This window comes from uncultured Reyranella sp., from assembly GCF_945957355.1.
Classification (GTDB): Bacteria; Pseudomonadota; Alphaproteobacteria; order Reyranellales; family Reyranellaceae; genus Reyranella.
Genome location: NZ_CAMFKM010000004.1, coordinates 377,386 through 396,611, shown reverse-complemented (window position 1 = coordinate 396,611; position 19,226 = coordinate 377,386). Strand labels below are relative to the sequence as shown.

At 66.2% G+C, this 19,226-nt stretch carries 19 protein-coding genes; 6 read left to right on the top strand and 13 right to left on the bottom strand.

From position 1 onward, the window contains the following. The 7 genes from Q0Q48_RS09685 to eno form a co-directional block, all read right to left on the bottom strand. The coding region (locus Q0Q48_RS09685; RefSeq protein ID WP_295136928.1) for a pyruvate dehydrogenase complex dihydrolipoamide acetyltransferase at window positions 1-1,168 on the bottom strand (1,168 nt) is incomplete at its 3' end. Between the two features lie 15 nt (window positions 1,169-1,183). After that, window positions 1,184-2,569, bottom strand: coding sequence for a pyruvate dehydrogenase complex E1 component subunit beta (locus Q0Q48_RS09680; RefSeq protein WP_295136927.1), 1,386 nt, complete (start codon window positions 2,567-2,569; stop codon window positions 1,184-1,186). Between the two features lie 4 nt (window positions 2,570-2,573). Beyond that, window positions 2,574-3,617: a pyruvate dehydrogenase (acetyl-transferring) E1 component subunit alpha gene (gene pdhA / locus Q0Q48_RS09675; protein WP_295136926.1), complete on the bottom strand. Its 1,044-nt coding sequence runs from the start codon at window positions 3,615-3,617 to the stop codon at window positions 2,574-2,576. A 202-nt stretch (window positions 3,618-3,819) separates the two neighbouring features. Beyond that, window positions 3,820-4,119, bottom strand: coding sequence for a septum formation initiator family protein (locus tag Q0Q48_RS09670; protein ID WP_295136925.1), 300 nt, complete (start codon window positions 4,117-4,119; stop codon window positions 3,820-3,822). A 141-nt stretch (window positions 4,120-4,260) separates the two neighbouring features. Then, window positions 4,261-5,157, bottom strand: a complete 897-nt coding sequence (locus Q0Q48_RS09665; RefSeq protein WP_295136924.1) for a DMT family transporter — start codon at window positions 5,155-5,157, stop codon at window positions 4,261-4,263. Beyond that, on the bottom strand, window positions 5,154-6,083 hold the full coding sequence (locus Q0Q48_RS09660; protein ID WP_295136923.1) for a helix-turn-helix domain-containing GNAT family N-acetyltransferase: 930 nt from the start codon (window positions 6,081-6,083) through the stop codon (window positions 5,154-5,156). The genes Q0Q48_RS09665 and Q0Q48_RS09660 overlap by 4 nt, the downstream gene beginning before the upstream one ends. 123 nt (window positions 6,084-6,206) lie before the next feature. Continuing rightward, entirely contained in the window at window positions 6,207-7,484 is a 1,278-nt protein-coding gene (eno, locus tag Q0Q48_RS09655) for a phosphopyruvate hydratase (RefSeq protein WP_230548778.1), read from the bottom strand. 120 nt (window positions 7,485-7,604) lie between these two features. Between eno and nthA the strand changes: the two genes are divergently transcribed. The 3 genes from nthA to Q0Q48_RS09640 are packed head-to-tail and all read left to right on the top strand — an operon-like array spanning window position 7,605 to window position 9,206. Next, a complete protein-coding gene (gene nthA, locus Q0Q48_RS09650) occupies window positions 7,605-8,201 on the top strand; it encodes a nitrile hydratase subunit alpha (protein WP_295136922.1) in 597 nt (198 codons plus the stop codon). A 14-nt stretch (window positions 8,202-8,215) separates the two neighbouring features. Next, a complete protein-coding gene (locus tag Q0Q48_RS09645; RefSeq protein WP_295136921.1) occupies window positions 8,216-8,833 on the top strand; it encodes an SH3-like domain-containing protein in 618 nt (205 codons plus the stop codon). Between the two features lie 4 nt (window positions 8,834-8,837). Further along, window positions 8,838-9,206, top strand: a complete 369-nt coding sequence (locus tag Q0Q48_RS09640) for a nuclear transport factor 2 family protein (RefSeq protein WP_295136920.1) — start codon at window positions 8,838-8,840, stop codon at window positions 9,204-9,206. Between the two features lie 60 nt (window positions 9,207-9,266). Here the strand turns inward: Q0Q48_RS09640 and Q0Q48_RS09635 are convergent, their stop codons facing one another. Further along, window positions 9,267-10,184: a LysR family transcriptional regulator gene (locus Q0Q48_RS09635; RefSeq protein WP_295136919.1), complete on the bottom strand. Its 918-nt coding sequence runs from the start codon at window positions 10,182-10,184 to the stop codon at window positions 9,267-9,269. A gap of 101 nt (window positions 10,185-10,285) precedes the next feature. Here Q0Q48_RS09635 and Q0Q48_RS09630 point away from each other — a divergent pair, with 101 nt between their 5' ends. Next, window positions 10,286-11,284 carry a tripartite tricarboxylate transporter substrate-binding protein gene (locus Q0Q48_RS09630; RefSeq protein WP_295136918.1) on the top strand — a complete coding sequence of 333 codons (999 nt, stop codon included), beginning with the start codon at window positions 10,286-10,288 and terminating at the stop codon, window positions 11,282-11,284. Between the two features lie 13 nt (window positions 11,285-11,297). Next, on the top strand, window positions 11,298-12,374 hold the full coding sequence (locus Q0Q48_RS09625; protein WP_295136917.1) for a tartrate dehydrogenase: 1,077 nt from the start codon (window positions 11,298-11,300) through the stop codon (window positions 12,372-12,374). A gap of 114 nt (window positions 12,375-12,488) precedes the next feature. On the opposite strand, the gene Q0Q48_RS09620 is transcribed toward Q0Q48_RS09625, so the two are convergent. The 5 genes from Q0Q48_RS09620 to tpiA all read right to left on the bottom strand — a co-directional run bounded on the left by Q0Q48_RS09620 (window position 12,489) and on the right by tpiA (window position 17,150). Further along, a complete protein-coding gene (locus Q0Q48_RS09620; RefSeq protein WP_295136916.1) occupies window positions 12,489-13,409 on the bottom strand; it encodes a peptidoglycan-binding domain-containing protein in 921 nt (306 codons plus the stop codon). A 1-nt stretch (window position 13,410) separates the two neighbouring features. Continuing rightward, window positions 13,411-14,163: a hypothetical protein gene (locus tag Q0Q48_RS09615; protein WP_295136915.1), complete on the bottom strand. Its 753-nt coding sequence runs from the start codon at window positions 14,161-14,163 to the stop codon at window positions 13,411-13,413. Between the two features lie 60 nt (window positions 14,164-14,223). Further along, on the bottom strand, window positions 14,224-15,855 hold the full coding sequence (locus Q0Q48_RS09610; RefSeq protein ID WP_295136914.1) for a CTP synthase: 1,632 nt from the start codon (window positions 15,853-15,855) through the stop codon (window positions 14,224-14,226). 98 nt (window positions 15,856-15,953) lie between these two features. Next, window positions 15,954-16,346: a preprotein translocase subunit SecG gene (gene secG, locus Q0Q48_RS09605; RefSeq protein ID WP_295136913.1), complete on the bottom strand. Its 393-nt coding sequence runs from the start codon at window positions 16,344-16,346 to the stop codon at window positions 15,954-15,956. 48 nt (window positions 16,347-16,394) lie between these two features. Then, window positions 16,395-17,150, bottom strand: a complete 756-nt coding sequence (gene tpiA / locus Q0Q48_RS09600) for a triose-phosphate isomerase (protein WP_295136912.1) — start codon at window positions 17,148-17,150, stop codon at window positions 16,395-16,397. A 141-nt stretch (window positions 17,151-17,291) separates the two neighbouring features. Between tpiA and Q0Q48_RS09595 the strand changes: the two genes are divergently transcribed. Next, complete coding sequence (locus Q0Q48_RS09595) at window positions 17,292-19,220, top strand: peptidylprolyl isomerase (RefSeq protein WP_295136911.1); 1,929 nt, start codon at window positions 17,292-17,294, stop codon at window positions 19,218-19,220. The last annotated feature ends 6 nt before the right edge of the window (window positions 19,221-19,226 follow it).

Genomic DNA, 19,226 nt, shown 5'->3' with positions numbered 1-19,226 from the left:
GGATGACCATCTCGCCCTTGCGGACGACCACCCGCTCCTCGCCCGCGCCGACGGCGAGGATCATGGCCTGTGGCGTGTTGATGATGGCGCCGAAGTCGTGGACGCCGAACATACCGAGGTTCGAGATGGTGAAGCCGCCGCCCTGGAACTCTTCGAGCTTCAGCTTGCCGCTCTTGGCGCGGCTGGCGAGGTCCTTCATCTCGACCGAGATCTGGGCCAGGCCCTTCATGTCGGCATTGCGCACGATCGGCGTGATCAGCCCGCGGTCGGTGGCCACGGCGACGGAGATATCGACCGCGCCGTACTGGATCATCTCCTCCTCGGTCCACGAGGCGTTGCACTCTGGATGGTCGCGCAGTGCCTTGGCGCAGGCCTTGATCACCATGTCGTTGACCGAGACCTTGGCGCCCTTCTTCTCCACCACGGCGTTGATAGCGGTGCGCGCGGTCAGCAGGGCGTCGATCTCGAAATCGACTGTCAGGTAGAAATGCGGGACGGTCTGCTTGGACTCGAGCATGCGCCGCGCGATGACCTTGCGGATGCTGGTGTGCGGCACCCGGCTGTCGCCCGGCGCCACGAAGACCGGCTGGCCGCCGGCAGCGGGTGCCGGAGCCGCGGGCTTCGGTGCGGCCTTGGGAGTAGCGGCGGGTGCGGCGCCCGGCCTCGCGTTCTCGACGTCGACCTTGACGATGCGGCCGTTCGGGCCGGAGCCCTTGATGCCGGTGAGGTCGATGCCCTTCTCCGCCGCGATGCGCCTGGCCAGCGGCGAGGCGAAGACGCGAGTACCACCGGAGGAAGCGGGCGGCGCAGTCGGCTTGGCAGCCGGTGCAGGTGCCGGAGCCGCCGGCTTCTCGGCGGGCTTCTCCTCGGCCTTCGGTGCCGGCTTCTCGGGGGCGGGTGCCGCCGACCTGGCGACTTCCTTCTCGCCCTCTTCGAGCAGCACTGCGATGACGGCATTGACCTTCACGCCTTCGGTGCCCTCCTCGACCAGGATCTGGCCGATCTTGCCCTCGTCGACGGCCTCGACTTCCATCGTGGCCTTGTCAGTTTCGATCTCGCAGACCACCTGGCCGGACTTGACCTTGTCACCGACCTTGACGTGCCACTTGGCGAGCTTGCCCTCCGTCATGGTGGGCGAGAGCGCGGGCATCAGGATGTTGATCGACATGCCGGCTCTCCCACCTCAGCGATTGCAGACCGCGCGCGCGGCCTCGACGATGTGAGAGGATTGCGGCAGCGCCATCTTCTCGAGGTTCGCGGCATAGGGCAGCGGCACGTCGAGACCGGCGACGCGCTTCACGGGCGCATCGAGGTAATCGAAGGCGTGCTCCATCATCAGCGCCGACAGTTCGGAGCCGATACCGGCGAAGTGCCAACCCTCCTCGCAGGAGACGAGGCGGTTGGTCTTCTTCACCGATTCGACGATCGTCTCTGTGTCGAACGGGCGCAGCGAGCGCAGGTTGATCACCTCGGCATCGATCCCGATCTTGGCTAGCTCCTCGGCCGCCTGCAGCGCCTTGCCGACCATGATCGAGAAGGCGACGATCGTGACGTCCTTGCCGACCCGCTCGATCTTCGCCTTGCCGATCGGCAGCACGAAATCCGGGTCCTCCGGCACGTCGAACGACTGGCCGTAGAGGATCTCGTTTTCGAGGAAGATCACCGGGTTGGGATCGCGGATCGCTGCACGAAGCAGTCCCTTGGCGTCGGCGGCGCTCCACGGCGCGAGCACGCGCAGACCCGGCACATGGGCATACCAGCTCGCATAGCACTGCGAATGCTGGGCAGCGACTCGCGACGCGGCGCCGTTGGGGCCGCGGAACACGATCGGGCAGGTCATCTGGCCGCCCGACATGTAGTGGGTCTTGGCCGCCGAGTTGATGATCTGGTCGATCGCCTGCATGGCGAAGTTGAAGGTCATGAACTCGACGATCGGCTTCAGTCCGCCGAAGGCGGCGCCGACGCCCAGGCCGGCAAAACCGTGCTCGGTGATCGGCGTGTCGATGACGCGCTTGGCGCCGAACTCGTCGAGCAGGCCCTGGCTCACCTTGTAGGCACCCTGGTACTGCGCGACTTCCTCGCCCATCAGGAAGACTGAGCCGTCGGCGCGCATCTCGGCCGCCATGGCTTCGCGCAGCGCCTCGCGCACCGTCATGTGCTGCGTCCCGCCCTTCCATTCCGGCTCGGGGGCCGGCGCGGCGACGGCAGGTGCCGCAAGCGCTGTCTCAGCCTTCGGCTTCTCTTCGGCCCGGGAAGCCTCCTCCTTCGCGGCCTCGGCCTCGGCCTTGGCGACCGGGGCTGGCGCCGCGGCATCGGCGGCGCTCTCGCCTTCGCCCGCGAGCACGCAGATCGGCGTGTTGACGGCGACGCCCTCTGTACCTTCCTCGATGAGGATCCTGGCGACCGTGCCTTCGTCGACCGCCTCGACTTCCATCGTGGCCTTGTCGGTCTCGATCTCGCAGATCACCTGGCCCGACTTCACTTCATCGCCGACCTTGACGTGCCACTTGGCGAGCTTGCCCTCGGTCATGGTGGGAGACAGGGCCGGCATCAGAACCTGAATGCTCATGGGATCAGGCCTCGACCAGAATGTCGGTCCACAGCTCCGACGGATCGGGCTCGGGACTGTGCTGCGAGAATTCGGCGGCGTCGTTCACGACCTTGCGGATCTCCGTGTCGATGGCCTTCAGTCCGGCTTCGTCGATGATCCCTGCGTCGAGCAGGCGCTTGCGGATGTGCTCGATCGGGTCGCGCTCGTTGCGGAACTTGTCGACCTCTTCCTTGGTCCGGTACTTGGCCGGATCGCTCATCGAATGGCCGCGGTAGCGATAGGTCTGCATCTCGAGGATGTAGGGTCCCTGGCCGCTGCGCGCATGCTCGATGGCCTTTTCGCCGGCGGCCCGTACCGCCAGCACGTCCATGCCGTCGACCCGCTCGCCCGGGATGCCGAAGGCTTCGCCGTGACGGTAGAGCTCGGTCGTGGCCGAGGCGCGCTCGACCGAAGTGCCCATGCCGTAGCGGTTGTTCTCGATGATGTAAACCACCGGAAGCTTCCACAGCGCCGCCATGTTCATGGCCTCGTAGACCTGCCCCTGGTTGGCGCTGCCGTCGCCGAAATAGGTCAGCGAGACGTTCTCGTTGCCGTTGTACTTGTGGGCGAAGGCGAGACCGGTGCCGATCGGCACCTGGGCGCCGACGATGCCGTGGCCGCCATAGAAGCTCTTCTCGCGGCTGAACATGTGCATCGAGCCGCCCTTGCCCTTGGAATAGCCGCCGCTGCGCCCGGTCAGCTCGGCCATCACGCCCTTGGGGTCCATGCCGCAGGCCAGCATGTGCCCGTGGTCGCGGTACGAGGTGATGACGGCATCCTTGTCGCGGACATTCGCCTGCATCCCGACCACGACCGCTTCCTGGCCGATGTATAGGTGGCAGAAGCCGCCGATCAGCCCCATGCCGTAGAGTTGGCCCGCCCGCTCCTCGAAGCGGCGGATCAGAAGCATGTCGCGGTAATGCGCCCTGAGTTCGTGGGGGCTCACGCTGTTATCGCCGAGATTCGGAGGCGATTTCGCCTTGGCGGGAGAAGGATCGTCTTTCGGCTTCGTGGCCGGCTTCGCCATGGCAGTCCCCTCATGAACGCACTTCGGCTTATAGCATCGCTCAGGGCGATGTATTTGATCTAGCAGGAAAAAACAGACCCGACGCGAGTGCGCCGCAGCAATTGAGCGATTGTTTTCCTTTGATGGATCACACCGGACAGTTTCTTTCAGGCGGCCGCGGGGCGAACGCTGAACGAGGCGTCATCGTCGCGTGGCGCGACCGTCAGCGCGTCGGCATGAAGACGATGATGTCGTCCTTGCGCGCGAAATTGAGCAGCACACGCGCCCGCTCGTCCAGCATGTCGGGTTCGAGGCTCTGGTTGCGCAGGGCTGCGACTCGCCGCTCCCAGATCTTCCGGGTGGTTTCGGCCTCGGCGAGGTTCTGTTCCGCGACCAGCACCTCACGCTGGAGATGGGCCATGGCCAGCAGGCCACGATCACCGTTCACCAAATGGTATCCGAAGTAGCCGAATACCGTGGCGAAGATGACGGGAGCCAAAATCTGACGTGGTCTCAACAACATATGCTGCGTTCCTGCAGGGATATGGCAACATATTGTGGCCTTTCGTCAAGATTTTTCGATTGGCACGGCGCTATCGAGCTGCCCGGGGCCCATGGGTCAATCAGGGCGCGACATTCATTTCGAATGTTTCGTTTATTTTGATTATTTCGATTGCGAGGCCCGTCGGTCGGGCTTGAGCGCCCACCACAGGCCCGCCAGGACACAGCCGAGCCCCAGCAGGGCGGCCTCGGGCAAGGGTTCGCCAAGCAATGCCGTGCCGCCCAGCGCCGCGGTCACCGGGCCGAGGCCGAGGAACATGGTGACCAGGGTCGGCGGCGCATTGCCCAGCGCATAGACCCACAGGAAGAAGCCGACACCGCTCGACAGGCCGATGAAGGCTATGGCGGCCATTTCACCCCTCGTGAACGACGGCCAGCTCGCGAAGAACCCCTCGGCGGCGGCAATGCCGGCAAGCGTGAGGACCGCCACGAACATGGCGAAGGAAGTCACGTGGAGAGCGGAGTAGCGCCCGACATAGGGCGCATAGAAAATCGAGCAGGCCGCACCGCAGAAGGCCGCCCCGAGTGCCGACAGCGTTCCCAGCCAGACCGATCCCTGCTCCGGCTGCCGCGTCATCGCCGCCCCTCCCAGCGCGATCGCCACGCCGGCGAAGGTGAGCAGCGCGCCGCAGACCTTGGCCGTCGTGAACCGCTCCCGGCCCAGCAGTGCGGACAGGATCATGGTCATCAGCGGAAAGGTCGAGAACAGCAGCGACGCCCGCGCGGCCGGAATATGCAGCAGCGAGTAGTTCAGGAGCACCATCAGCGCCGCGAACTGTCCAATGCCCAGCAGCCCGATCGGCAGCAGGTCGCGTGCGGCGATGCGTTGCCAGGGTCGCAGCCACAGGGCCGGAACGAGGCATATCAGCCCGACCAGATAGCGCAGGAAGCCGAGCGAACCCGGCCCCGCCGCATCGACCACGTAGCGCGTCGCCACCATGGCGGCGCCGACCTGAATACCGGTGCCGGCCGCGGCCCAGAGCGGGCCGGGCCGCCTCACAGGTCGAGGTTCCAGAACTGCCCGACCAGCTTCTTGCCGAAACTGTCGTGCTTCTCTTCCCTGACAAGCCGGAAGCCGGCGGCTATATAGATCTTGCGCGCCGAGACCAGGATGTCGTTGGTCCACAGCATCAGCTTCCTGTAGCCCTTGGCGCGGGCATCCTCGATGCAGGCCGCGACCAGGCTCTGGCCAATCCCCAGCCCGCGTGCGGACGGTTCGACGTAGAGCATGCGGAGCTGGCCCGTGGCCTTGCCCGCCCGCACCAGGAAGACCGATCCGACGATCTCGCCGTTGCGCTCGGCGATCCAGCAATTGTCGGACTTCGGATCGAACTTCTTGATGAACCTGGCCGAGATCTCCGCCAGCATCGCCTCGAAGCTGCCGTCCCAGCCGAATTCGTCAGCATAGAGCTGGGTCTGGCGGCGGATGATCCAGCCCATGTCGCCGGGCTGGTGCGGCCGCAGGGTGAAGGGCACACGCTTCTCCGGCGGCTCGTCGAGGAGCCGCTGTACCGTCTCCAGCGCCTTGACCAGCCTGTCCTGCCGTTCGATCGGCAGTTCCGCCAGCAGCTTGGCGATGTCCTGCCGCGACTGCTCGTTCATGGCGCCCCAGAGCTTCTGGCCCTCGGCCGTCAGGGTAAGTTCGGTCTGCCGCTTGTCAGCCTGCGAGCGCGTGCGGGCGACGCACCCCCGCTTCTCCAGGCCCTTCAGCAGGCGGCTGACATAACCCGGGTCGAGGCCGAGATCGCGGCACAGTTCCTGGGCCGTCGGCCGGTCCCGGTTGGCGATTTCGTAGACCAGCCGCCCCTCCGGGAGAGTGAACGGGCTGTGCAGCAGCGTCTCCTCGAGGACGCCGATGCGGCGGGTATAAAAACGCGAGAAGCGGCGGACCGCCTCGATGCGGGACGCGAGCGACGATGCGGCCATGGCAACCTCCCATACAGTTGCCATCGTCAATCAATTACTTGCCTTCGTCAATTATTGCGTCGGCAGGCAGGCGTGAAAAAGGGCCGCCGCAGCGACCCTTGATCGTCTCGTTCCGCCCTTGGCTCAGCCGCGCAGGATCGACGTCCCGGCGTAGCGGGCCTGGGTGCCGAGCTGCTCCTCGATGCGGAGGAGCTGGTTGTACTTGGCCAGGCGATCGGAGCGCGACAGCGAGCCGGTCTTGATCTGGCCGCAGTTGGTGGCGACGGCGAGGTCGGCGATGGTCGCGTCCTCGGTCTCGCCCGAGCGGTGGGACATGACGGCGCCGTAGCTGGCGTTGCGCGCCATGGAGACGGCTTCCATCGTCTCGGTCAGCGTGCCGATCTGGTTGACCTTGACCAGGATGGCGTTGGCGAGGCCATCCTTGATGCCCTGCTCCAGCCGCTTCGGGTTGGTGACGAACAGGTCGTCGCCGACCAGCTGGATCTTCTTGCCGAGCTTGTCGGTGATGGCCTTCCAGCCTTTCATGTCGTCCTCGGCCATGCCGTCCTCGATCGACACGATCGGGTAGCGCTTCACGAGATCGGCGTAGTAGTCGACCATGCCGGCGGCATCGAACGACTTGCCCTCGCCCTCCATCTCGTACTTGCCCTTCTTGAAGAACTCGGTCGAGGCCGGGTCCAGCGCCAGCATCACGTCCTCGCCGGGCTTGTAGCCGGCCTTCTCGATGGCCTTCATGACGAAGGACAGCGCCTCGTCGGCGGTCGCGAGGTTCGGCGCGAAGCCTCCCTCGTCGCCCACGTTGGTGTTGTGGCCGGCGTCATGGAGCTGGCCGCGCAGCGCGTGGAAGACCTCAGCGCCCATGCGCAGGGCATCGGCGAAGCGGTCGGCCTTCACCGGCATGATCATGAATTCCTGGATGTCGATCGGATTGTCGGCATGGGCGCCGCCGTTGATGATGTTCATCAGCGGCACCGGCAGCACCGAGGCCTGGCTGCCGCCGACATAGCGGTAGAGCGGCAGGCCGCTGTCCATTGCCGCGGCCTTGGCGACGGCCAGCGAGGCGCCGAGGATCGCGTTGGCGCCGAGGCGGCCCTTGTTCGGCGTGCCGTCGAGCTCGATCAGGGCGCGGTCGATCTTGATCTGCTCCAGCGCGTCGAGGCCGGACAGCAGGTCCATGATCTCGCCGTTGACCGCTGCGACCGCCTTCAGCACACCCTTTCCGCCATAGCGCTTCTTGTCGCCGTCACGCAGCTCGACCGCCTCGTGCGCGCCGGTCGAGGCGCCGGACGGGACGGCCGCGCGGCCGATCGCGCCGCTGTCGAGTTCGACTTCGACTTCGACGGTGGGATTGCCACGGCTGTCGAGAATTTCGCGGCCGCGGACTTCGGCGATGGCGCTCATGAGAAAAACTCCTGTTGGGCGCGGCCTGTCTAGCCCGCGCGGGCGGCGGGGAGCAAGTGACGCGATGGCGCGCGCTTCCTATACTTCCCGGCGAAAATTGCCGCCGCCTGGGAGAGAACGATGCCCGACCAGACCCACCACCACCATGCCACCGCGTCCGTCAAAGCCCGGACCGACGCCATCGAGGCCGCGTTCCAGGAACGCGGCATGGAGCCCGCCAACTTCATCCGCGAGTTCAAGCACCTCGCCGAGGAGGAATGGGTGCCGCAAAACGGTGCGCGGGTGGTCGCCAAGGCCTGGACCGATCCCGCCTTCCGCGAGCGCCTGTTCGCCAACGGCCGCGACGCCGTGGCCGAGCTCGGCCTCTCGATGCCGCCGCATCACCGGCACCTGGTGGTGCTGGAGAATACGCCCAGCGTCCACAACGTGATCTGCTGCACGCTTTGTTCCTGCACGGCGTTCTCGATCATCGGCCTGCCGCCGGACTGGTACAAGGACCTGGAGTATCGCGCCCGGATCGTGCGTCAGTCGCGCACGGTGCTGAAGGAGATGGGCCTCGACCTGCCGGCCGAGATGGAGATCCGAGTCTGGGATACCACGGCCGACACGCGCTACATGGTCCTGCCGGTGCGGCCTGAAGGCACGGAGGGCTGGTCCGAGGAGAAGCTCGCCGGGCTGGTCACCAAGGACGCCATGATCGGCGTCTCGCGCCTCTAGGATCGGAGAGACACATGGACGGCATGCACGATCTCGGCGGCAAGCAGGGCTTCGGCCGTGTCCGCTATTCGCTCCGCGCCCAGGCCTTCCACGAGCCGTGGGAGAAGCGGGTCAACGCGCTGTACTCGCTGGCAGTGAAGCTCGGCATCTTCAACATGGACGAGTACCGCCACGCCATCGAGCGCATGGAGCCGCGCCACTATCTGTCGGCCAGCTACTACGAGCGTTCGCTGACCAGCCTCGCGACGCTCTGCGTCGAGAAGGGCATCCTGACGCAAGAGGAGCTGGAGCAACGCGCCCAGGGAGCCTTCCCCCTCTCGTCGCCCAGCGCCCCAGGCCGCGCCAATGTCGCGACGCGCCAGACGCTGGAGGTCGGCGACAGGGTCACGGTGAAGACGGACTACGTCCCCGGCCATGTCCGCATGCCGGGCTATATCCGCGGCAAGAGCGGCGTGGTGGTCGGCGTGTCCCCACCCTACCCGTTCCCCGACGCCCATGGCCACGGCATCGAGGCCGAGGACGAGCCGACCTACGATGTCCGCTTCGATTCGCGCCACCTGTGGTCGGACTCGGCCGACCAGGCCTTCGTCCATGTCGGCGTCTTCGAGAGCTATTTGGAACGGGCGAGGTAGCCCGATGCCTGCCGACGCAATCCGGCAGGTTCTCGCGGCAAAGGCGGATGCAGTTGTGGGCCGATCGGCAGAGACGCTGGCCGCGCTGCTCCATGACGGCTTCGTCTACGTCAATGCGGGCGGCACGCGCTTCGACAAGGCCGGCTATATCGAGACCTATTGCACGTCCGGCAAGGTCGTCTTCCACGAGCAGCAGATTGACGATCTCTGGGTCAGCACGTTCCCCGGCTTTGCGATCGCAACCCTGACCCTGCGCGACCGATTCAGCGCCGGAGGGCGTGAAGTCCAGGCGACCTATCGCTCGCTCTGCGTATTCGCCAACGCGGACGGCAAGTGGCTGTGGGCGGCCGGCCAGACGATGCCGGCTTTGTAAAAAATAGGCTCATTGGAGCGCACCACTGGAGTGGCGCGCTCCGTTGCTAGGTCACCTCTTTCAAGCCCCCGCTGCGTAGCGCGGCAGGCGCAGGCGGAGCATGTCGAGCATTTCTTCGCGCAGCGGGTCGCGGGCGTTGCGCAGCCAGGCGGCCGCCATCGGCAGGAGGTCGAGGGCGGAGGCCTCGCGAGAGGCGAGCGGGACGAAGCGGACGCCCGTCATGCCGAGCCGCGATGCCCAGCGCGGCACGATCGCCAGGCCCAATCCCGCCGCGACCAGTTGGACGATGGTCTGCTTCTCCTCGGCGATCTGCGACACGTGGGGACGCAGGCCTGCGCGCTGGAACAGCTTGATCGTGAGGTCGTGGCTGTGCGGACGCGAGCTGCGGTCGGGCACGATCATGGGCTCGTCCGCCAGCGCCTCGATGGACAGGCGGCGTCGGCCCGCGAGGCGGTGACGCGACGGCATGGCGACGACCGGCGTCTCGTGGAAAAGCATCATCGTCTCGATACGCCTGTCGAGACGCGCCGGCGGACGGATAAAGGCAATGTCGAGCCGGCCCGACAAAAGCTTCGGCACCAGGCGCACGGTCTTGTCCTCGACCAGCTGGACGGCGACCGCGGCACACTGCTCGCGGAAATCGTGCAGCAGTGGCGGGATCAGGCCGGCCGCCGCCGTGTCGATTGCGCCGACGCGGATGAGATCGCGTGACCGACGACGTCCGCGCTCCCTTACCTCGGCGGCCAGCGCATCGGCCCGCGCCAGCAGCGCACGGGCGTCGTCGACGAAAGCGGCACCATCCTGTGACAACATCACGTTTCGCGTGGTCCGCAGCAGCAGGGACGTACCCAGCGAGGTCTCCAGCAGACGGATGTCGCGGCTCAACGCCGACGGCAGCATGTCGAGCCGGCGCGCCGCCCGGCCGAAATGCAGTTCGTCGGCCACGGCCACGAAACAGCGAAGCTGATGCAGGTCCATGACAGGAATTGTATCAGAAATTTGTATAATCCAGCGCCAATTGCCGGACTCCGCCGACGGACGTAAAGAGGCGGCAAATCAAGAATCCAAGGGAGTGAACCGTGAGCATTCTTCGTCGTGCCCTGCTGAGCGGCGCCGCAGCCGCCACCTGCCTCGCGTGGTTCGCCGTAGGCGGAACCGCCGCCGCGCAGGCCTATCCGAGCAAGCCGGTCACCCTGATCGTGCCGGCCGCGGCCGGTGGCCCGACCGACACGGTGGCGCGCCTGATCGCCGAGTCGATGACCAAGACCTTCGGCCAGACCGTCGTCGTGGAAAATGTCGGCGGCGCCGGCGGGACGATCGGCATGGCCAAGGTCGCGCGCGCAGCGCCCGACGGCTACACGATCGCCGTCTGGCATATCGCGCAATCCACCGCCCCCGCTCTCTACGATGGCCTAAAGTACGACGTGGTCGGCGATTTCGACCATCTCGGCCGCATCACCGATGTGCCGATGACGCTGGTCTCGAAGGCCGGCCTGCCGCCGAAGGACATCGCCGAAATCATCGCCTGGATGAAGGCCAACCAGGGCAAGGCGACCTACGGCCATGCCGGCATCGGCTCGGCCTCGCACCTCTGCATGCTGATCCTGATGAAGGAGCTGGGCATCAAGATGGAGGGCGTCGGCTATCGCGGCACCGGCCCGGCGATGAACGACCTGATCAGCGGCACGTTCGACGTGATGTGCGACCAGACCACCAACACGACCGGCCACATCAAGGACGGGCGAATCAAGGGCTACGCCGTCACCACCAAGGCCAAGGTCGCGTCCGTGCCCGGTTTGCCGACCCTGGACAGCGGCGCCCTGCCCGGTTTCGAGGTTTCGGCCTGGCACGCGCTGTGGGCGCCCAAGGGCCTCCCCAAGGACGTCACCGACAAGCTCGTCGCCGCGCTCAAGATCGCGCTGAAGGACCCCAAGGTGCTCGAGCGCTTCGCCGGCCTCGGCACCGAGCCCGTCGCAGAGGCGCAGGTTAGCCCCGGGGCGCTCAAGACCTACCTCGAATCGGAAGTGAAGCGCTGGGATGCCGTGATCAAGGCGGCCGGCGTCAAGGCCAGCAACTGATACGGAGAGACCGATGAAGACCTACAGGATCGCAGCCATTCCCGGCGACGGCATCGGCACGGAAGTCGTGTCGGCGGGAGTCGAGGTGCTGGAAGCCATCGCGAAGCGCGAGGGCAGTTTCGCTTTCAAGATCGATCATTTCGACTGGGGCGGCGACTACTACAAGAAGCACGGACGCATGATGCCGGTCGACGGGCGCGAGCAGATCGCCAGGCACGATGCGATCCTGTTCGGGTCGGCCGGGCATCCGGACATTCCCGACCATGTCACCCTGTGGGGCTTGCGGCTGGCGATCTGCCAGCCCTTCGACCAGTACGCCAACGTCCGCCCGACCCGCGTGCTGCCGGGCATCACCTCGCCGCTGCGCCACGTGAACGGCAAAGAGCTCGACTGGGTGATCGTGCGCGAGAACTCGGAGGGCGAATATTCCGGCGTCGGCGGCCGTGTCCACCAGGGCTCGCCGATCGAGGCGGCGACCGACGTCGCGATGTTCACGCGCGCCGGTGTCGAGCGCATCCTGCGCTTCGCCTTCAAGCTCGCGCAGTCGCGGCCGCGCAAGCTCTTAACCGTCGTCACCAAGTCGAACGCCCAGCGCCACGCCATGGTGATGTGGGACGAGATCGCCAACGAGGTGGCGGCCGACTTCAAGGACGTCACTTGGGACAAGATGCTGGTCGATGCCATGACCATGCGCATGGTGATGAAACCCGGCAGCATCGACACGGTGGTGGCGACCAATCTGCACGCCGACATCCTGTCGGATCTCGCTGCCGCGCTGGCCGGCTCGCTGGGCATCGCGCCGACCGCCAACCTCAACCCCGAACGAACCTTCCCCTCGATGTTCGAGCCGATCCATGGCTCGGCCTTCGACATCATGGGCAAGGGCGTGGCCAATCCCGTCGGCACCTTCTGGTCGGCGGTGATGATGCTGGAGCATCTCGGCGAACCGGCCGCCGCTGGGCGCCTGATGAAGGCGATCGAACGCGTCACGGCCGACAAGCGCTTCCACACACCCGACCTCGGCGGCACCGCGAAGACAGCCGACGTCACGAAGGCCGTGATCGAGGCGATCCACGGGGCGAATGCTTAAGAATCGAATGTCGTCCTGAGCACAGCGAAGGACCTGGCAGAACGACCGGAGTAGTCCTGAGCGCATGCCAGATCCTTCGCTGCGCTCAGGATGACGGAAGAGTCGTCGTTCGGATCAGCGCCAGGCGCTCTTGAGCGCCTGGTCGGTCTTCCACTTCTCGACCGCCGCGACGTCGTCGCAGCTGAAGGCCTGCGGATTCTTGCGCGGGGTGCCTTCGATCCAGGCGAAGACAAGGCATTGGCCGTAGGTCTTGTCGCCTTGCTTCGTTTCGAACTTCACTTCCGTCGCGGTCGCGGCGCCCGCCTTGGCGTCGCCGTAGTCGTCGATCACCGGCGTGATCTCGCCGATGGTGCGGCCGGCCGCCTTGTTGTCGGCGAACCATTTGGCGAATTCCGCGAACTGGTCGCCGGCCACGCCCTTGCCGTCGGCGGAGACATAGGCCTTGAGGTCTCGCACCAGCATCTGCGCCGCGGCATTGGCCTTCGGTTCGGCGGCCTTGCGGCGCTCGGCCAGCTTCGCCTGCAGGGTCTTCAGCGTGTCGGCATTCGACGGTTTGGCGGGTGCCAATGGAACCGGCGCGGCAGTCTGCGGAGGCGGAGATTCGAGGCGCCGGATCGGTGCACGGTTCGCCTCGGCGTTGAGCTGGGCGGCCTCCTGCGGCGTCAGCTTGCCAACGGCCGGCGTATTGCGCCCCTTCTGCCAGTCGCCGATCGCCTTCATTGTGGCTTCGGACTGCAGATTGCCGTCGATCGGACCGTTGTACTTGTCGAGCGTGCGCAGCGACTCCTGGATTTTCCTGCGATCGGCCTCGGGACTGTTCAACACCGTTGTGTAGTCCGGTGCCGGAGCGGGTACCGGCCGGGCCGCGGCGACGGGCGGCGGGGTATGCGGGACTGGCGCAGCGCCGCCGCCCCCGCCTCCTGATGCGCAGGCGCCGGGATTCTGGAAGCAGCGTTCGACTTCGCTGGCGCTTTGCGCCGAGGCGATGGCCGGTGCCAGGAGCGCCAGCCCGATCAGGGCCGCGGCGAGACGCATCTCAGAGGCTGCCATAGGTGTTGGCCGCGAGTTGCGCCGGCAGGCCGATCACCATGGTCACGGGCTGCCCCCGTCCGGTCTGGCCTCGGGCGATGATGTGGTCGTTGGGTGCGCCGGTCTTGCTTTCGTAGGTGCCGCGGCCGGCGAACTTGCCGCCGAAGCAGGACAGCGAAAATTGCCCGCTGCCGGGATTCTCGTTGGTCATGGTCCCGGTGCACACCTGCTCGCCGCGCGGATTGTCGACCGTGAAGGTGACGGAGCGGTCCCGGCCGATCAGCGCGCCATAGCGCACCAGCCCGTTGAGTCGCGCGACATTGCCGCGATCGTCGCGATAGAAGATCGAGGCGGGACCGTAGGCGTCATCCGGCATGGCGGACTTCGGGACGACATAGGTCTCGTCGCTGATGACCACCTGGCACCGGCAGTCGACGCCGTAGTTCTCGCCGAGGGGCCCGAGTTCCTGGAGACGCCGATTGCAGTTCGACAATGCGATCTGCCGCACCTCGCTCTCGCTCTGCTGCCCGCGCGTATAGGCGTCGGCATAGAGGAAGGCGCATTGCTTGGGCATCGGGATTGCCACGACCTTGTGGCTGGCCGAATTCGTCTCGGTGTTCACCCAGTAGCGGTTGGCCATCTCAGCGAAGCGCAGAAAGATGGGGTCGCGCCGCTCGGCCTTGCCGTAGGACGATTGCGCCCAGGCATTGGAGCCGAGCGTGAGTACAGCGAGTGTGACGAGCGCGGCAATACGGACCATGGCGGCAATTCACCTGAGAAAGGTGACGGAAATGCGACCCGGCTGCGGCCCCGTCCCTTCCTAGACGAGGCGACTCTGTGTCTTGGCGGCGCCGATGAACGAGGTGAAAAGCGGATGCGGTGCGAAGGGGCGCGATTTCAGCTCGGGATGGTACTGGACGCCGATGAACCAGGGATGGTCGGGAATCTCGACGATCTCGGGCAGGATGCCGTCGGGCGACATGCCCGAGAAGCGCAGGCCCACCTGCTCCAGCCGGTCCTTGTAGTTGACGTTCACCTCGTAGCGATGGCGGTGCCGCTCGCTGATCACGTCCTGGCCATAGATCTCGTGGACCTTGGTGCCGGGCCGCAGATGCGCCGGATAGGCGCCCAGCCGCATCGTCCCGCCGAGGTCGCCCTCAGCCGAGCGTTTTTCCAGCTGGTTGCCCTTCATCCATTCGGTCATCAGACCGACCACCGCATGGTCGGTCGGCCCGAATTCGCTGGACGAGGCCGACTCGATGCCCAGCAGGTTCCGTGCGGCCTCGATCACTGCCATCTGCATGCCGAAGCAGATGCCGAAGAACGGCACCTTGCGCTCGCGGGCGAACTTCACGGCGTGGATCTTGCCCTCGGTGCCGCGCTCGCCGAAGCCACCGGGCACCAGGATGCCGTGGACATGCTCCAGATGGCTGACGGCGTCGTCGCGCTCGAAGATCTCGGAGTCCATCCACTCGAGGCCGACCTTCACGTTGCTGCCGAAGCCGCCATGGGTCAACGCCTCAGAGAGCGACTTGTAGGCGTCGAGAAGCACCGTGTACTTGCCGACCACCGCGATCGTCACCTTGCCCTCGGGTTCGCGCACCGAGCGGACGACGCCACGCCAGCGGTCGAGATTGGGCTCCTCGTCGGCCGGAAGGCCGAAATAGCGGCAGACTTCGCGGTCGAAGCCGCGTTCGTGATAGGCAATCGGCACCTGGTAGATCGTGTCGACGTCACGGGCCTCGATCACGCGCTCCGGCTTCACGTTGCAGAACAGGGCGATCTTGCGCTGCTCGTTGGCCGGGATCTCCTTGTCGCCGCTGCGACAGACCAGCAGGTCGGGCTGGATACCGACGCTGAGAAGCTCCTTCACCGAGTGCTGGGTCGGCTTGGTCTTGAGTTCACCGGCCGTAGGGACCCAAGGAAGCAGGGTCAGATGCACATACATCGTGCGCTCGCGGCCAAGTTCGTTACCGACCTGGCGGATCGCTTCGAGGAACGGCAGGCTCTCGATGTCGCCGACCGTGCCACCCACTTCAACCAGGACGAAGTCTTCCTTGTCCGTGTCGGCCAGGACGAAATCCTTGATGGCGTCTGTGACGTGCGGGATCACCTGGACGGTAGCGCCGAGATACTCGCCGCGCCGCTCCTTGGCGATCACGGTCGAGTAGATGCGGCCCGTGGTGATATTGTCGCTCTGGCGGGCATCGACGCCTGTGAAGCGCTCGTAATGGCCGAGATCCAGGTCGGTTTCTGCCCCGTCGTCGGTCACGAAGACCTCGCCGTGCTGGTAGGGGCTCATCGTCCCCGGATCGACGTTCAGATAAGGATCGAGCTTGCGCAGTCTGACCTTGTAGCCGCGGGCCTGCAGCAGCGCGCCGAGCGCCGCCGAGGAAAGACCCTTGCCAAGCGAGGAAACCACGCCGCCCGTTATGAAAATAAAGCGCGTCATGGGCTTACAGCATACAAGCGCTTGTGGAGCGCAGCCATGGGGATATCGCTCCGCCGGAGAGATTTCGGCGGAGGGAGGAAGCTGGTTTCATGTCGGTCCTAGCGGGTCGGAGCGGCTGGCTGCGCCGGTGCGGCGGGAGCCGCTGGCGCCGGGGCCGTGCCGCCGCTGCCTGGTGCGGGAGCAGCCGGAGCCCCCGAGCCGACCGGCACGCGGTCCATGATGGACCTCGTGGCACGAACCGGATCGGTCATGCTCCACGCCATGATGAGGCTCAGCACGAAGAAGATGCTCGCGAAGATCGCGGTCATGCGCGAGAGCACGTTGGCCTGGCCGCGTACCGAGAACAGCGCGTCGGACCGGCCGCCCATGCCCAGCCCGCCGCCTTCGCTGCGCTGCAGGAGAATCACGATGATCATCGCGCTGGTCACACCGACGTGGATGACGAGCAGCACGAGGCGCCATTCGTGGAGGAAGTGTCTTACGGCGTCCATTTTCGTCCAGCGCTAGGAGGGCTTCGCAAGCGGGGGCTTCTAGCCCCTTTAGGCGGCCTTGGCGATAGCCAAAAATTCTGCCGCGTTGAGGCTTGCGCCGCCGACGAGGGCACCGTCGACGTCGCCTACGCCCAGAAGCTCGGCGGCATTGCTGCCCTTCACGGAACCGCCGTAGAGCAGGCGCACGCCAGCCGCCTCGCCCGTCAGTCCGCTCAGCACCGCGCGAATATGCGCGTGCGCTGCAGCGACCTCGGCGACCGTCGGCGTCTTTCCGGTGCCGATTGCCCAGACCGGCTCATAGGCCACCACCAGGTTAGCGCCGGTCGCCCCCGCGGGCGTGCTGCCGTTGAGCTGGCTCTCGAGTACCGAGAGGGTGTCGCCGGCCTCGCGCTCGGACAGGGTCTCGCCGATGCAGACGATCGGCACCAATCCGGCGCGCCAGGCCGCCTCGGCCTTGGCCCGCACGATCGCATTGGTCTCGCCGCAATCGGCGCGGCGCTCGGAATGCCCGACGATGACGTGGCTGGCGCCGGCATCCTTCAGCATCTCCGCGGACACGTCGCCGGTATGGGCGCCGCTCGCCTTGGCGTGGCAGTTCTGGCCGCCGACCAGCAGCCCGCTCCCCCTGGCGGCGTCGACAACGGCCGCGATCAGCGTCGCAGGCGGGCAGACCAGCAGCTCTCGGTCGCTCCAGCCGGCCTGCTTCACGCCGGCAGCAACATCTCTGGCGAGGGCGAGGGCATCGGCCTTGAGACCGTTCATCTTCCAGTTGCCCGCGATCAGCGGACGCCTCGTACGCGCCATCGAATTCCCCTTCCCGTCCGGTCCATTGTGCCCGGAGGCGTATCTAAAGGTGGTGGCGTTTGCGGTCAAAGGCCGCTTGGTTGCCTGTCCATGGGGCCGGTGGTAGGCATGGCGCCCCGTCAAGAACCCCCTGTCTGGCCCGTGAATCAGTTCCGCAAGTACGCCCGCTACATCGTTCTCTCCATTCTCTTCGGCATGCTGATCATCAGCTTCGGCCTGTGGGGCGTCGGCGACATGCTGAAGGCGGTCGGGCGCAGCACCGAAGTCGCGCATGTCGGCGGCACGAAGATTCCGCTCTATGGGTGGGTCGGCGGCGCTCCCGTCTATGCCAGCGAGGTCCGCGAGCAGTTCAATCGCCAGCTCGAGGCGATTCAGCGCCAGACCGGCCAGCGTCCGGAGCAGGAACAGGCGCTGCGCTACGGCTTGCACGTCCGCGCCCTCGAAGAGGTCATCCAGCGGGCCGTGCTCGACTATGCCGTCCAGGAATTCGGCCTGACCATCAGCGACGAGGAAGTCCGCGCGGTCATCGCGCGCAATCCGGCCTTCCAGGGCACCGGCGGCTCGTTCGATCCCCTGCTCTACCGCAACCGCCTGCAGCAGGCCCGCATCAGCGAGGCCCAGTTCGTCGTCGACATGCGTCGCGAGATTGCCGCCAGCCAGCTGTTCGGCGTTGTACGTGCCGACGGACTCGCGCCGGTATCGATGCGCAACGAAATCTTCAAGCTCGAGAGCGAGAAGCGCACCGCCGAGACGATCTACGTTCCCGACGCCATCGTCGTCGACGTGCCGAAGCCCACGCCGGAGCAGCTCAACGCCTATTTCGAGGCCAACAAGGCCAAGTTCCAGGTACCGGAGTTCCGCAGCTTCTCCTACGTCATGATCACGGTCGACGACGTGCAGAACCAGGTGGCCGTCACCGCCGACGCGGTGCGCCAGGAGTACGAGGCGCGCGCCGCCGAGTTCGGCACGCCCGAGAAGCGCGACGTCGACCAGGCGATGACCGACACCGAGGACAAGGCCAAGGCGATCATCGCCGGCGTTCAGGGCGGCAAGTCGCTCGAGGACGCCGCCAAGGAAGTCACCGGCAACGCCGACGGCGTGATCAAGCTGGGCCAAGTGACCAAGAAGGACCTGCCGCCGGGCCCGCTGGCCGACGGCATTTTCGGTCTCCCCGAGGGCATCGCCGCGGCACCGATCCAGTCGCCGCTCGGCTGGCACATCGTGCGCATCAACAAGATCGAGGCCGGCAAGTCCGTGCCCTTCGAAGAGGTCAAGGAGAAGCTCGAGAAGGACCTGAAGGCGCAGCAGGCGCCCGACCTGCTCATCAAGCTCGTCACCGATTTCGAGCGCGTGCTGGGCCGGACGCAGTCAATGAAGGCGGCCGCCGAGGATCTCGGCCTCAAGGTCAGGACCTTCGAGAACGTGGATGCGCGCGGCCAGGACGCCGCCGGCAAGCAGGTCGTGATCGGCCCGGCGGCCTCCGAGCTCGTGCAGGCGGCGTTCGCCACCCGCGAAAGCGCCGAGAGCGAACTGCTGGAAACGCCGCGCGGCGAATATTTCATCGTGCGCACCGACCGCATCACGCCGGCCCGCACGCCGGCGCTCTCCGAGGTCGAAGCCAGGGTTACCGATGCCTGGCAGGCTGAGGAGCGCCGCAAGCTGGCCGACCAGAAGGTCAAGGAAGCGGTGGAGAAGGCCAACGGCGGCACCGATTTCGTGACCCTGGCCAAGGAACTCGGCCTGGAGGCGCGGATCACCAAGCCGGTCACGCGCTTCGAGGCCGATGCCGGCAACTATCTCAGCCAGCCGGTCGTGCAGGAGCTCTTCAAACTCGCGCCCGACAAGACGCAATCGGTGCGGACTGGCGACGGCAACGTGCTGGTGCGCGTGAAGTCCGTCGAGCCGCCGGACCTCGCCAAGGACAAGGATCAGCTCGATCGCTTCGGCAAGCAGCTCGACACCATGGTGGCCAACGACCTGATCCTGCAGCTCGTGGCGGCGCTTCGCGCCAAGTATGGCGTCACCGTCGACGAGGCCGCCTTCCAGGCGACCTTCGCGCCTCAGCAATAGAGACCC

Bases quoted from the DNA above. Each gene is read 5' to 3' on its own strand.
- Q0Q48_RS09680 (WP_295136927.1), bottom strand. From the start codon at position 2,569: ATGAGCATTCAGGTTCTGATGCCGGCCCTGTCTCCCACCATGACCGAG.
- pdhA (WP_295136926.1), bottom strand. From the start codon at position 3,617: ATGGCGAAGCCGGCCACGAAGCCGAAAGACGATCCTTCTCCCGCCAAG.
- Q0Q48_RS09670 (WP_295136925.1), bottom strand. From the start codon at position 4,119: ATGTTGTTGAGACCACGTCAGATTTTGGCTCCCGTCATCTTCGCCACG.
- Q0Q48_RS09660 (WP_295136923.1), bottom strand. From the start codon at position 6,083: ATGGCCGCATCGTCGCTCGCGTCCCGCATCGAGGCGGTCCGCCGCTTC.
- eno (WP_230548778.1), bottom strand. From the start codon at position 7,484: ATGAGCGCCATCGCCGAAGTCCGCGGCCGCGAAATTCTCGACAGCCGT.
- nthA (WP_295136922.1), top strand. From the start codon at position 7,605: ATGCCCGACCAGACCCACCACCACCATGCCACCGCGTCCGTCAAAGCC.
- Q0Q48_RS09645 (WP_295136921.1), top strand. From the start codon at position 8,216: ATGGACGGCATGCACGATCTCGGCGGCAAGCAGGGCTTCGGCCGTGTC.
- Q0Q48_RS09640 (WP_295136920.1), top strand. From the start codon at position 8,838: ATGCCTGCCGACGCAATCCGGCAGGTTCTCGCGGCAAAGGCGGATGCA.
- Q0Q48_RS09635 (WP_295136919.1), bottom strand. From the start codon at position 10,184: ATGGACCTGCATCAGCTTCGCTGTTTCGTGGCCGTGGCCGACGAACTG.
- Q0Q48_RS09625 (WP_295136917.1), top strand. From the start codon at position 11,298: ATGAAGACCTACAGGATCGCAGCCATTCCCGGCGACGGCATCGGCACG.
- Q0Q48_RS09620 (WP_295136916.1), bottom strand. From the start codon at position 13,409: ATGCGTCTCGCCGCGGCCCTGATCGGGCTGGCGCTCCTGGCACCGGCC.
- Q0Q48_RS09615 (WP_295136915.1), bottom strand. From the start codon at position 14,163: ATGGTCCGTATTGCCGCGCTCGTCACACTCGCTGTACTCACGCTCGGC.
- Q0Q48_RS09610 (WP_295136914.1), bottom strand. From the start codon at position 15,855: ATGACGCGCTTTATTTTCATAACGGGCGGCGTGGTTTCCTCGCTTGGC.
- secG (WP_295136913.1), bottom strand. From the start codon at position 16,346: ATGGACGCCGTAAGACACTTCCTCCACGAATGGCGCCTCGTGCTGCTC.
- tpiA (WP_295136912.1), bottom strand. From the start codon at position 17,150: ATGGCGCGTACGAGGCGTCCGCTGATCGCGGGCAACTGGAAGATGAAC.